The following is a 14,066-nucleotide window of genomic DNA, read 5'->3' as shown; positions in this document are numbered from 1 at the left end:
CACTACTATTGTTAGAGTACTTCTATCATTCCTTTGGTTACGGCATCGGCCAGTAGTCTTTTTACAATCCTGCCACTGGGAGGATTGGTTATCCCAAGCGTTATCTCAACCCTGTTTGATAGAGGATGATAGTGCAGGTATTGGAGGATTTCATCTTCAATAGTCATGTTATAATTCTTTTATCGGGACAATTTTGCCTGATATTTATGCTTTTGTTTATTGTTCTGTCCCGATAGAGATTATTTTGGATGGACAAAGAAACGCTATCCAGAAATGGAGGTTCCGAATGAACGGCCATTCATGTGCCTTTCTTTTGCTGGAAGTCTTTCGTCTATTTCCCGAGTCTGAAGGTGTATCTGGAGATGTTTTTGAAGATGTATTGGGAATTGGTGAGGTTACAAGAGGCGCATTTGTTGGAATAAGGAAAAGGGTGCATCTAATGCCCAATTTGAAAGGATCACCTGCTACAGATAACTGTAACAGGGATATTATCCTTAAAAAAGTGAGTTAGATACACCATTTTAAAGTGCTTCTGTTATTTCTTTGTTTACGGTGTTGGGGAATAATCTTTTTATTACTCAGTTATAGGGAAAATAGGTCTGATATTTATGTTTGGATTATATACTTTGAGGATAAGTGAAGAAAGATATCTGAAGGTGGATTCTTTTATTTAGAGTTCCTTTTAGAATAAGATTTCGCCAAACAGAAATATATTTAGAATTGTTTCTCATAAACCTCAATGCTGCAACATTGAAGTCCAATCTGTAAGCTTGATATCTTATACATTTATTCTTATTTCCAACTTTTCATATAGCACAACTGCCTTTATCAGAGGCAGATTCTCCTTGCAGAACCATGGAAAATCGATACATCTGAAATCGACATGGCTCTCCTCCAGCAGATTGAGAAAACGGATGTCGTCTATCATCCCTTTTAAGGAAACGAACAGGAGAGGTATCTTTTTTCTTTGGCAAAAAAATAGCGCCTTCTGTAGTTCCGCATATGCGATGGCTTGTTCATCCTTGCTAGTGGAATCATTTCTCTTGTCAAAAAAAGACAACTGGACTTTTAATGAATTATGTTGTTGGAGGTATTCCGCCAGCTGTTGCTGTGCTTCAGGAGAGCTGGCATCTCCATACAGTATTATATCACTATATTGCTTCATATCGGGTATTTGTTCCGGTTGTACGCTCCTTTTTTCCAAAGGCACCCCTGCATATTCTTTCAATAGATGCTGCTTCGTGATCTTTCGGGGTTTCTCAACGGAGTAGAATGCATATCTGAATATAAACTGAGTCCCTTTCTTCTGTACGGATTCCTGTTCCAGGAAAAAAGAATTCAGGCGTATCTTGTTTTCTTGAAGGATATGTTTGGGAATATCTTCCTGATAGATATCGGTCATGTATTGAAGGATGGTCTTTTTCATTAGAAAAATCAATGAAAAGGTTCATTACCAGTATTTATAATAAGTTTTTCCAACCCATTAATTTTTGCGTAATGCTGTTTCTGCGGTTTAGAATCTGAAAACGAAGCTACTTTCGCAAGATCCTGTGTCCGGTATATATACTTACTTACATATGGATAGTGATATTTTATCATTTTACCGGCAAATACATTCCGAATGTTTTCCACATTGAGTACAATCTTGATCTTGTTGATAATAATCAATGCTATAGATTATCATTTCTTTTTCAATATGGATATCAGGTTGCCTAATTGAGGTTCGATAACTTTCTTGTAAACCAACTTCATTCTTTTGTCAGAGGTTTTAACGAAGGATTTTACCATTTATAGTCAAATTGTTCAATGTCTTCTTCTGCAAGTAGATTTCCGGACTGCACCTCGATGAACGTCAATTCAGAGATAGCCCTGACTGCATGTTTAACACCTTTCTTGATTGTAATCGTATCGCCTCTGCTGATAACCGACCTGATATCATCGAGTACCAGTTCTCCCTCGCCGTCGATAAACGTCCAGACTTCATCGCGATGGCGGTGTACCTGATAGCTGATACTCTTACCGGATTTGATTTTCAGTTGCTTGGTAAGTGATTTGTAACCGTCGGAAAACTCGGCGGTATCGACAACTTTGTATTCACCCCAGCGACGTTCTTCGAACATTGGCCGATGTTGTAGGCAGTCAGCGTAAGTTTTGATGTTCTCGCTTTTATCTTTGTCCGAAATTAGGATTCCATCATTTGATGCTGCGATAACTAGATTCCGTGTGCCAATGCACATGATTGGCAGTCCAAGTTCGTTGATGACGTGGGTATTTTCGGATTCTTCATCCATGACAACATTGCCCATGGTGTGTTCCGATAGTTCATCAGTCAACGTATTCCATGTACCAAGGTCTTTCCACTCTCCGGCAAAAGGTACGACGGCTACCGACTGCGCTTTTTCAGCGACTTCGTAGTCAAAACTGATTTTCGGAAATTCCCCATAGCGAGAACGAATTTCTGAAAAAGTGTCGGTTTTGATGTGTCGGGTTACAATATCTGTCATATACCCCAACCGAAAAGCGAATACGCCTCCGTTCCAGAAAGCACCCTCTGAAATAAGTTTCTCGGCAGTTATCATATCTGGCTTTTCCGTAAAGCGTGATACTTGAAATATTCCTTTGTTCTGTACATCATTGACTGGCACTACATATCCGTATTTTGCTGACGGATATGTGGGGTTAATTCCCATCAATACTAGTTCGGCTACATTGTTTTTCACTGCATCCGCTATCCTGCGAATCGTTTCAAAATAACCTGTTTCGGTATAAGGGTCGCAAGGCATGACGATTATAATCTCATCGGTGGAACATTTTCGTTTGTAGGCCAAATACGAGCTTGCGAGAGCGATAGCCGGGAATGTATCGCGACGCTCCGGTTCCGTAACTACAGGAATCTCTTCTCCAAGCTGGTTGATGATGATATCCCGTTGTGACTGGCTTGTTGCCACAGTAATCGAATCACAGATGCCGGTTTCTCGTAATTGCCGTACCACCCGCTGCACCATCGACTCTTTCGAGCCATCGGGCGCAGTCAACAGTTTGATAAATTGTTTTGACCGTGTATTATTGGAAAGCGGCCATAGGCGTTTACCAGAACCGCCGGATAACAGTATGATTTGCATAGATGTTATTTAATTCGATTTTTAATTTGCCGATAGTATTCTTCAAGCATCAATTTCCAAAATTTATTGCGTTCGTAACGTGATGTAATCATTGCCCTTGCATTCTTTGCCATTCTTTTTACCTCATTAGGATTATCCAAAAAATATTTCATGGCTTTATACAATGCGTGTTCGTCTTGTGGTGGAACAATTATTCCATTTTTGTTTTGAACAATTATTTCATTACAACCATTGATATCTGTAACGATTTGTGGTAATTCCAAGGCCCCAGCTTGCATGACAACATTAGGGAAACCTTCACGATAGGAGGGAAAAACAAAAGCCTCACACCCCATTAGATAGGGACGAACATCTTGTTGAAAGCCGACAAACTCAATGTGAGAATTTGTGCTAATCTCTTGTTTTACCCAATCATCAACCGGATAAAGGTTTTCTTCCATAAAGCCGATTAAACGTAATCCTATGTTAGGATAATCTTTCTGTAATCGAATAAAAGAAGCTACTAATTCATTGATTCCTTTCTCATAAAATATACGACCTACAAAACCAAACGTGAAATCGAAAGTTGAAATCTTAATATCTTGTGTAGCATTTCGCGAATAGAATGCCGTATCAATTCCATTTGAACCACCATTACCGATAACAAGCATTTTTTTAGGATTGCCGATCCCCATTGAACAAATAATATCACACATCTTTTGTGAATTGGGATATACATTTGTGGCACAAGCGTAAGTTAACCGTTCCGTAAAACGAAGAATTTGTTTTTTTATGCCCGTAGCCGTCGTCAATGGGAAGCCTGTTACCGTGTGCATACGGATCGGCACACGTGCTATCCATGCTGCTAACATACCCAAAAGACCAGCTTTGGGGGTGTGCGAGTGAACAATAGTCGGCTTCTCTTTGATAAAAAGTTTTACCAATTGGAAAAGAGTTATTAAATCGAAAATCGGATTTATGGCTCTTGACATTTTTACCGGAATACAACGTGCCTGTTGCTTCTGTAATTCCTCCCAACCTTCTCCTTTAGGGGCAACGGCAATGACATCGAAATATGCGGAAAAATAATTCAATTGACCTTGAAGTTGCCGGACTTGAAAATAAGCTGAATTTGTTATTTTGAATAATTTCTTTTTTTTCATTGAAAAGATTTTATTTTTTTTGCAGGAACTCCCCCATAAATAGAGAATGAGTCAACACTTTTATTAACCAAACTATTTGCGCCTATTATACATCTTGTATCAATGTGAACTCCACATAAAATCCTCACTCCACAACCAATCCATACATCATCATGGATAACTACCGTTTTTTTTAGGATTTCATTATATTTAATAGGTAAATTAAAATCAGAATAAGTGTGAGTACTTGTTAGTATTGAACTTGAATGGGCAATAGACACATTATTTCCGATCATCAATCCTCCGCTACATTCAAAATAACACATCGGATGAATACTGATATTATCTCCCAGTTCTAGTTTCTCTATGTTAGATATATATACATTTTCTTTAATTACAACATTATCACCGCATTTTTTTGCTAGATTTTTCACCAATATGTATCTAATCACAATACCAACTTTTCCTCCAATACCTCTTAAACTTACAAATAAAAAATTATTAAGTTTCCTAGGAAGATATGAATCTACTATAACGAATACCTTAATTAATGGTTTAATCCGTTTAAATAAAGTTCTACCGCTTAGATCCGACATGTCTAATATCTATATAATTGTTTTTTTTATCTTTCATATGAAACAAATAGCCAATAGGCATAAAAATAATATAACTAGAAATTCCTATTTGTTTTATTTTATTTTTCATTTTCAATTTAGAGCAAGGAGCAAAACGCCAGTAATTTATATGAGCTTTTATTTTTTTTAAATATGGAATATCTAGTGATGCCATTTCTGAATAAATTCTCATGGCATAATTAGGTGAATTCATTCTGTTTTTGATTGATGAAACAGATAAACCGTCTGATAAATACTCTGCGATGTATATTTTTTCATTAAAAAATAACATAAGGTAATTTTTTCCAATACGGTTTAGAACCAAACTTTCTGCACAAAATTTTTCTCCGGGTATATCGTCAAATAAATAATTTCTCAGGACTGATGTTTTAAAAACAAACGCAACATCCCCTTTTATATTTTTTATAATCCAATAGTTAATCCAAGAATCTTTTAAAATTTTCCATGTAACCTCTTTCCCTATACGAGAACCATCTGGAAAGCATTTCATACCACAAACTCCAGCAAATTTATCATTATTCTTTATATATTGATAATGAAAAACTATTCGTTCTATAGAGTCTTTTGTTAAATAGTCATCACTATCTACAATATAAAATAATTCTCCTTTTGCATGTAATACGCCATTGTTGATTGCTCTATGTTTTCCACCATTCTCTTGTTTGATGAAACGAATTAATATACGATCTTCATTTTGATAAGATTTTATAATTTCATCAATATCATCAGTGCTCCCATCGTCAACAATAATCCATTCAAAATTTTTATAGGTTTGAGACAACAAACTCTGATATAGATTTCCAATTAAATTCTTCCTATTATATACCGGTGTAAATACAGTAACTAAATCTTTCATAAAAATCTTTTTCTATTGTTTTGTATTTTATTTTATCCACATTACATAAGTGAACATATAATAACATAGAATAATCCATTTTATTCGTTCTCCCTGGTTATTTATTAAGTTATCTTTTAGCAAGGGATATATCAATACTATAGGATAAAGAAACCAAGATAGATAAGCAAATCTGTTATTATACGGTACATGAATGGTCAATAGCCAGAACGCATTACTTGCTATATAAGTATTAAATAAACGGATAAACAATTTGTCTTCGTAGCAATATGTATAGATATATTTCACTCCTGCGATAATGGGTATCAAACTATAAATAATGAAGTCCCAGCGAAATCCAATATTAGAGAACATTTGCTCCATGCCTTTATAAGACATATTCAAATATTCAGACATCCTTTTATCCTGTTCAAACCAAGGAATGTTTGTCAACAAAGTGGAGAAAGAATCACGTGCAACAAGCATAAGCAGGAAAAACGTTCCCCATAAGTATAAGTAGTGTTTGGGATTATTTGAAAGTCGGGTCAGCAAGAAACAGCCAATTGGCAACATGACGGATTGATGGAAAAGACATGCTATAATCCAAACAGGAATTCGTTTAATATCGTTGTTTGGAACAAGAAAAGAGAAGATAACTAACGATGTAGCTATTCCGTTACGCAGTCCATTTACTCCGTATCCCCAAAAACTCAAAGAACAAACGAACAACACTAGTGCTACAGCATATTGTTGTTTGAATCGTTTCTTTAAAGCAAAGAAAACAGGCAATATATATAATGAGCAAAGAACAAACCAATACCCTTTTAAATTGACGAGTTGTGAAAGCCAATAGGTAAGATACTCAAAACCAATATCTCTATCTCTTATAGCAACCGTACCATAGAAGGCTTTCTTTTGGAAAGCCATGGCATAAGCTGAAGTATCTCCAAAGTAGTGATAATCGGTCGGTCGGAAAGTTACATGAACATATACAATCAAGAGTAAAGCAAGGCTAAATATCTGGTTGTTGATATAAGGCTGTCTTACTGTTTCTGCCCTGACCGGTTGAATAGCGATGTAAACAACTAATAGCAGCAACAAGTTGTAATATAAGGCTATATATAGACTAATACTCATAAAATGACATCACAAATTTGGTCCACATAATGTTCCCACGTAATTTTAGCTTCTATGCGCCGACGTGCATTACGACCTTCATTTATAGCAAGAGATTTATCGTCGATTAACTTAATGAGTAAATTCTCCAATTCTTCGTGGGCGTCCTGATGTATCAACCAACCGCCATTATTCTCCTCGACAGCATCGGGAATGCCACCTGTACGAGTACCTATAACGGCGGTTCCACAAGCTTGCGCTTCGGCAAAAACAAGCCCGTATCCTTCTACATTCCTATTATCCGCTTCTTCACGTGTACAGAGAATGAATATATGCGAGGCTGAATAGAAATCGCAAAGTTTATTATCATCAATGAAACCTTCAAATGATACAATATCTGACAATCCTAAATCGGTAACCATCCGCTCAAGTGCACTCTTATATTTTCCTTTACCTCCGAGATGCAATCGCACTTGTTGCTTATACTTTGCCGGTAAAGAAGCTATCGTCCGGATAATAAAATCATGTCCTTTAAATTTTTCCAATCGAGAAATAGAACAGAGGTGTAGCAAGCCATCCTTATATTTTTCACAAGTAGGGCGAAAATGAATTGCATCAACCGCTAACGGAATAGCGATTGTTTTAGCATTTGGAGAACAATGTTTTACTAATGTCTCTGTATAATGACTGTTAGCAATCACGCAAGAGGCGTTTCTTAGTATAAAACGTCGATAAGTAGGCCAAATACAGCGTCGGAAAAAACTCTTTCCGGCAAGATATTCGGCTCCATGTGCCAATATATAGGTTTCTCTGTTTGACAATAGAGACAGCATTCCCTCTGGATGATAATTCCCGGTAATTACAATATCACCGGGAACAGTTTTTTTGCGTAAATACTTCAATGTACGCAACTCCAATATTCCTCTTCTTCCATGCAATCTCACCACATTATTATCCTCCTCTGCATCGGTAGAAGTACTTTGGGGACAAATGACTGTAACATTCAGTCCTTTTTTCTCTAAATATTTTTTCAGTTCAAAACAAAGCCTTGCAATACCACCATTACTTGGTGGATAATCATAGGTTACAATAAAAATGTGTTTGTTAGATGTTTGCATAATGAGTATATTTAGGAGTTAGTTTTCCTTTTTTATAACCTTCTTTATAAGTTTTTGCAAAAAGTCTAAACAGTCCGGGATTGCGGTAAGTAAAAGCGTATGATGCAACAAGACGCAACAAATAGATGTAAGCAGTCGGCCTATGATACCATTTGAGATGACGGCTAATCAATAAAGCCCGGTTATGTACTAATGAAGCAATATAGCGATTGATATCCAGAACCCTGCAACCGCCTGTATCAGCAGCCAAGTGCCATACATGAGCATCATAATTAAAAAAAACTTTGTATCCAAGTTCCTTTACTCGTAAACATATTTCGGTTTCTTCATATAGAGCAGCTCCATAATTCAAATATTCATCAACACCACCAACTTCTAAAAATATGTCTTTTTTTATGCTATAATTTCCACCTCCGCCATGATCTACATATTCTTTATGATTAATGTGGAATCCCCGTTCTGGAGTTGCCGTATAGAAATGGAACTTGCCTACATTTTTCGATTTGGGATTATTCTTATATTTTTCTGTAATTCCCCCTGCCACTACTGCGATATCAGGTTGTGACAAGAACTTGTAATGCTCTTTGAGCAGGTTGCAGTCACACTCGATATCATCATCTAGAAATAGGATGTAGGCGTATTGTGTGTGTTGCACACCGAAATTACGAGCTTCAGGTAGCCCTCTAAATTCAGTCACATGATAGTACTTAATCAATGTATCACTATCTTTTGCACGACTATACATAGTACTGTCAATGGCTGCCGATTGGTCTACAATAATTATTTCATACGGCTCCCCAAAATCTTGCTCTATTAAGCAATCAACTGTACTTGCCAGATAATCAGCCCGATTAAGTGTGGGCAAAATAATGCTTATCCCTTTTTGCATAAGGCGTTTATGAATAATATGAATCAAGAGTTAAGAAATTAATCACTTCGTTTAGGAATTATACTCTATCAGAAATTTCACTATAATGAAGCATTTCTATATTTTACGTAGTTGTACTGAAATGTTTGACTTTCTTCAAGATGGCAATACAAAAAAAGCCTTAACTCCCCTTCGTATGAATATGTGATTTTATAAATAAAAAGTCCGTTTAAATTTTCTAATAAAGCAGTTGAGTTAGGATTCTTCTACATGATGTTTGGAGCTATCTCTTATAACTCGATTGTAAAATTCGATGTTTTGTGCCACTATCTCGTTGGTGTTGAATCTAGCAGTTGCATTTAGATAAGCCCTGTCGGCTTGTTCACACCTATAAATGGGATTCGAGATTAGCCGTTGCAAAGCCTCTGCAAATTCATCGATACGTTTCACCCTGCATTTGCAAACACAGTTACTGTCTCCTATAATCTCTTGAAAACAATCGATATCGGAACAAACAATTGCCTTCCGCAGTAACATTGCCTCCAGTAAGACCAAACCGAAAGTTTCTGCATGGCTTGGAAATATGCAAATATCGGCACTGTTAGCGTATGACATAGTCTTGTCATAAGGTAAGCGACCTAAATACGATACACAACCGATCGATTGCTTTGAAAAGAGAGATTTGCATTTTTCCCATGTCGAAGAACCATTCACTACTGCATCCTGTCCGATGAGAATGAGTTTGACATTGTCGTTTTGCTCGCATATCCTGTTGAAAATAAGAGGCAAATCAAGTACCCCCTTTTTCTCAACAATTGTCCCCCAATAAAGTATCGTTATTGTATTTTTGTTCATGTCACTAGATGAAAGAGGGGGCATGTTTATATCCACAGGATTATATATTACACATTTTCTCTTATTCGAAGACAGACTGAATAATTTATCCGTCAGGTCGAGAGCCTGTCGGCTAACTCCTATATAGGCATCAGAATTACGCAAAGCATTATATTCCATAAGCCGTACGTTCCATGGAGTTTTGTTTCCAGACAAATGATCGAAATACACATTTGAACCATGTAATCTTGTAACTACTGGTACAGATAAACTACAAAAAGCCAAAGGTCCCTCCCAGTCGATAGATTCAACGAGGTCGATGCCAATCTTTGCCACTAATAGATTTAACTTTTTATTTAGATACCTTCTATTGATAAAAGAAGAAAATGGAGACTTATGAGGCTGGTTTATAGGTATCACAGATATACCATCGTCCCACACAGTTTCTGTAAACTTATTGCCCCAATACACAACTGATACCTTCACACCAGTCTCACTCTTAACGATAAGATGAGACAAATGTTTGATAAAAATTCCGATTCCGCCACATTTCATACCCAATATCGGATATTCTGTAGTTAAAAACGCTATATGCATCTCTATTGTATTTTTTGGAAAATATCAATGAAAGATTTTGTTTGTTGCGATGCCAAGTAACGGCGGCAATATTCTTTGTTTGCCGTCATTGGAAATTTTTCGCTAAATACTTGTTTGATGACAGTAACACCTTGCTGAGGAGTATCTATAAAAATACCTATGCCTGCTTTTATCAATTCGGTTCGTGCTTCGCTAGTCATGGGCACCATTGCTAATACAGGCACTTGTAATGCGATATAATCGACCATTTTTGCGAAATTAGTCCACCATAAAGCCGTGTGTCCGGGAATAAGTACTGCTGCTTTTGCATTAACTATCAATTCATACAATTTACGCTGCGGTACATGATTGATATATTCCACGTTGTTACAGATTCCCAAATCATTGACAAATTCTTCCGTTTGTTTTTGATTGATATTCTTATTACCCACAATTTTAAGGGTGCAACCCTTGCCTTTTAATTCCTTAGAATTGACAGCTTCGGCAAATATTTTCAAGAAATTATCTTTATATTCATGGAGGTATTCACCCACGAATATTATATAATTCTCTTTTTCTCTATTTTGAAAAGAAGGCAAATAATCATCATCTACTCCAGTTGGAATAAAATATGATTTATTTGAGTATCGTCCCTCATATAAATCATTAAATATATTCAGGTATGCTCCCGACAGACCAGTAATAGCATCAGCGTATTTAAAAGTATCTTGTTCAATTTTCTTTTGCTTGGCAAAAACAGGAAAATAATCAGAATACATTCGCTTAGCGTATGTGGTAGGATCCCTGAAATCAGCAACCCATTTTACTCCGGTTAGATGTTTAAGTCGCATACCGATTCTATTTGAGGTAAAAGGCAGGCAAGTGGTATATATGATAGATATATCATGTTCTTTAATTATTTTTCGTCCCATCCTCACGGCACTTCTTTCCCAGAATCTAAAGCGGTCGGGAACTTGAATCCATCGGTCTAGTATATATTTATAAAACTTACCGAATAAAGATTGCTTGTTAGAGGTGACTGTATCCGTGCTTTTTGACTGTGCACCAATAGTTTTTGCTTTGGCTGTAATGGCTTTGAGTGAAGTATCTTCTCCTCCAAGCAACATTCTAAGGCCGCGCAATGTCGGTTCTATATAATTGGCTTGATAAATAGGCACGTCTTGGACTTCGTCCAACAAATCAGGATCTTCTAAATATAGATAATTACGATTAACCGTCAGTACTATCGGATTCCAACCTGTACGTTTAAGATATTTTACAAGTTTAAATGCCCTAAATACCGCAGCATGAGTCTGTGGCGGAAAAAAAGGAGTAATTATAAGTATGTTTTTATTCATCGTTTTAATTTGTTTAAAATCAATGCTTTTACTTTTTTCTTATTTTCTTTGTCTAATAGCACATAATAGGACAGAACAACCAATATTATTGAAGAACTAAGAGCCACGATAATCACTCTTGTAAAGGACTCAACCAAGATATGTTGTATGAGTAGGATTGCGGTAAAAGAAGGAATACTTATGAAAAGATTCACTACCATCGTTGTGAAGAAAAAACGTATCGGTTTGAAATCTTCAACATAATGATGGAGTGTATATGAGCAAACGATATAAATCAATAATGTGCTCACTATAGGCAATCCAAAAGCCCAAGTCAAGCCGATACCTTTACTAAACAATAACCAAAGTATCGGAATGACTGATAATGATACTGTCCCCGCCATAAATGAATAAAATTTCAAACGTCCGACAGCTTGTATTCCAATATATATAATATTATTATTCAATGATATGAAGCTTGAGACTATCAATAAAATACAGAATTCAATTGTATATGGAGGAACTTCCACGAGCCATAAATTCATTACATAATGTATTTCAGAGATAAAAGGAATAGCAACCAACAGATATAACACATTTGCCAAACAAGTAGTTTGCTTTAGTAATTGTATCATGGCATTGAAATCGGTCAATGCGTATTGCTTTATAATTTGCGGCCTCGAAGCCATTACCAAATTGGTTGATACTTGTTCAATCATCAGTTGCACAGTTGTTGCCAATCCGGCTGCGGCATTAACAGCTGTACTGCCAAATATATTAAGCAACATATTTGTTCCCTGTTGACGAGTAGTAAAGCAAATATTGGAATAAAGATTCCATCCTGAAAAGCTAAACAGAGAACGGCCGATAACCTTATTCCATTCCCAATTAATCCGGCATTCGTCATAATGCCTAATGCAATAAATGCGATATGTCATTGCAATCAAGAATGAAGATAAGAGCATAAGTCCTCCATATAAAATGAGCTTATCACATACTGTAATAAGTAGAAGTGTAGCGATCAGCAACTTCAACAGTGATCCAACAATTTCCACAATAGCATACACGTCCATTTTTTCGTGCGAAATAAGAGTCGCATTGTATGGAACTTGAGTGATGCTGACCATTGAGGAAATTATTGAAAATTGATACACCCAAACAGCTGCACTCATTCTCTCATCTGGAATGTTCAATTTTTCGAATAACAGCCAAAGTCCGACCGTTTCAGCCAAAAACAAGACTATAATTGCAATTCCTATATGTAATATAAAGGCTGTATTGAATGTTTGTTGGAGTTGTCGAGGGTCATTTTTGGCAAGTTCGACTGTAAGAAAGCGTGAAGTCGCTCCACTCATCGTTACATTCAAAAAGCTAAATAGGACAACAATACCGCCGACAAGTCCATAAATGCCATAATCATCTACACCAAGTGCATTTAACACGATCCGTGATGTATATAGTGATACAATCATGGACAGCAACATACGTGCATAAAGTGCCACTGTATTCTTGAATATTTTTTTATTATTTACGGACGATGTCTTATTCATAGCAAGCTTATGATCTTCCTAATACAGACGGAATGTATCTTTTTATTAAGGTTGTCGCAAAATAGCATATTGCAACAATGAGTGCAAATTCCAATATGGTCCAACTGTAGTTTACAAGATGTAACTTATTGCGCACGATCCAGAATGTATCTACAAATAATATATGTAGCCCCAATAATGCCAAACTGTTAATTCCACACCAAATCAATATTTTATCCAATGGAATAAGTTTCAGCTTTCTCGAATTAAAATATGAATTGATAAACCAATAAAAATTCATAATAAAAACCATTGAAAGCAACAATAGATGCAATGGAAAATTGTTTGATTTTAAGTCAACGTAAGAGGGAAATAGAACGATGAAAACAATGGCGATAATAAGCAAGAATAATGAGTATATCGGTGAAACCTTCATGCCGTACCATTTGTTCCGCATGAAGCAAAAACCAAGATGGTAATAAATCAAGGTAGACATTGTTGTGTCAATAAAATATGGCAAATCAATGTTATTAGCATTTAACCAATATCCTACTCCATATAATAATATACATAATGCGCTGATTGTTAATGCTTTATTGTAGGGGTGATTTTATGTATCAATAAATAAACGAATGAAACCTCGAACAAACAAATTAAAAACCAAATTACATGAAATAAAATAAAAGAGTTTTCATCACCGAGAAAACCATCAAACATACTCGTTACAGGGAGCGAGATCGCTTTTGCCCAATTATGAGTTTCGTTAAGTTTCAAAACGAACAAATATGCGAACAACAAAAAGGCAAAAAAGGCCCAAGGAATCAGTAATTGTCTGGTCTTTTTTGCAAAAAACTCTCTCAAACTGATTGGACGAAAGAAACAGCCTGACACAAAAAAAAAAGGGGCATGTGAAAACTGTAAATAACGGTTTTCAACATGTAAGGGATTTGTATATGACCAAGGATGACCAATAAA

The 14,066-nt window shown here is 36.1% G+C and carries 13 protein-coding genes; all 13 read right to left on the bottom strand.

Annotation, left to right across the window (positions count from 1 at the left end; all coding sequences use genetic code 11):
* Positions 1-11: 11 nt before the first annotated feature.
* On the bottom strand, positions 12-167 hold the full coding sequence (locus tag DW096_RS19460) for a hypothetical protein (protein WP_005868867.1): 156 nt from the start codon (positions 165-167) through the stop codon (positions 12-14).
* 611 nt (positions 168-778) lie between these two features.
* On the bottom strand, positions 779-1,426 hold the full coding sequence (locus DW096_RS16640; RefSeq protein WP_005868866.1) for a hypothetical protein: 648 nt from the start codon (positions 1,424-1,426) through the stop codon (positions 779-781).
* Between the two features lie 355 nt (positions 1,427-1,781).
* The gene (locus DW096_RS16630) at positions 1,782-3,122 is read right to left on the bottom strand and encodes a sugar phosphate nucleotidyltransferase (RefSeq protein ID WP_005868865.1); all 1,341 of its coding nucleotides are present in this window, start codon (positions 3,120-3,122) and stop codon (positions 1,782-1,784) included.
* 5 nt (positions 3,123-3,127) lie between these two features.
* On the bottom strand, positions 3,128-4,264 hold the full coding sequence (locus DW096_RS16625) for a glycosyltransferase family 4 protein (RefSeq protein ID WP_005868864.1): 1,137 nt from the start codon (positions 4,262-4,264) through the stop codon (positions 3,128-3,130).
* Entirely contained in the window at positions 4,261-4,839 is a 579-nt protein-coding gene (locus DW096_RS16620; RefSeq protein ID WP_005868863.1) for an acyltransferase, read from the bottom strand. Before DW096_RS16620 ends, DW096_RS16625 begins: the two co-directional genes overlap by 4 nt.
* A complete protein-coding gene (locus tag DW096_RS16615; RefSeq protein ID WP_005868862.1) occupies positions 4,820-5,734 on the bottom strand; it encodes a glycosyltransferase family 2 protein in 915 nt (304 codons plus the stop codon). Before DW096_RS16615 ends, DW096_RS16620 begins: the two co-directional genes overlap by 20 nt.
* A 27-nt stretch (positions 5,735-5,761) precedes the next feature.
* Positions 5,762-6,850: an EpsG family protein gene (locus tag DW096_RS16610; RefSeq protein ID WP_005868861.1), complete on the bottom strand. Its 1,089-nt coding sequence runs from the start codon at positions 6,848-6,850 to the stop codon at positions 5,762-5,764.
* The gene (locus tag DW096_RS16605) at positions 6,847-7,947 is read right to left on the bottom strand and encodes a glycosyltransferase family 4 protein (protein ID WP_005868860.1); all 1,101 of its coding nucleotides are present in this window, start codon (positions 7,945-7,947) and stop codon (positions 6,847-6,849) included. Before DW096_RS16605 ends, DW096_RS16610 begins: the two co-directional genes overlap by 4 nt.
* Positions 7,934-8,836 (bottom strand): glycosyltransferase family 2 protein, encoded by a 903-nt coding sequence (locus DW096_RS16600; protein WP_005868858.1) that lies wholly within the window; start codon positions 8,834-8,836, stop codon positions 7,934-7,936. The genes DW096_RS16605 and DW096_RS16600 overlap by 14 nt, the downstream gene beginning before the upstream one ends.
* Positions 8,837-9,070: 234 nt before the next feature.
* On the bottom strand, positions 9,071-10,246 hold the full coding sequence (locus DW096_RS16595; RefSeq protein ID WP_005868857.1) for a glycosyltransferase family 4 protein: 1,176 nt from the start codon (positions 10,244-10,246) through the stop codon (positions 9,071-9,073).
* 2 nt (positions 10,247-10,248) lie between these two features.
* The gene (locus DW096_RS16590) at positions 10,249-11,583 is read right to left on the bottom strand and encodes a glycosyltransferase (RefSeq protein WP_005868855.1); all 1,335 of its coding nucleotides are present in this window, start codon (positions 11,581-11,583) and stop codon (positions 10,249-10,251) included.
* The gene (locus DW096_RS16585) at positions 11,580-13,112 is read right to left on the bottom strand and encodes a lipopolysaccharide biosynthesis protein (RefSeq protein WP_005868853.1); all 1,533 of its coding nucleotides are present in this window, start codon (positions 13,110-13,112) and stop codon (positions 11,580-11,582) included. The genes DW096_RS16590 and DW096_RS16585 overlap by 4 nt, the downstream gene beginning before the upstream one ends.
* A gap of 564 nt (positions 13,113-13,676) precedes the next feature.
* Positions 13,677-13,982 carry an acyltransferase family protein gene (locus DW096_RS19740; RefSeq protein ID WP_233519614.1) on the bottom strand — a complete coding sequence of 102 codons (306 nt, stop codon included), beginning with the start codon at positions 13,980-13,982 and terminating at the stop codon, positions 13,677-13,679.
* Between the last annotated feature and the right edge of the window lie 84 nt (positions 13,983-14,066).

Source organism: Bacteroides sp. AM07-18 (assembly GCF_003602695.1).
GTDB lineage: Bacteria > Bacteroidota > Bacteroidia > Bacteroidales > Bacteroidaceae > Bacteroides > Bacteroides uniformis.
The sequence above is the reverse complement of the archived record's forward strand: the minus strand, read 5'-3'. Positions and strand labels throughout refer to the sequence as shown.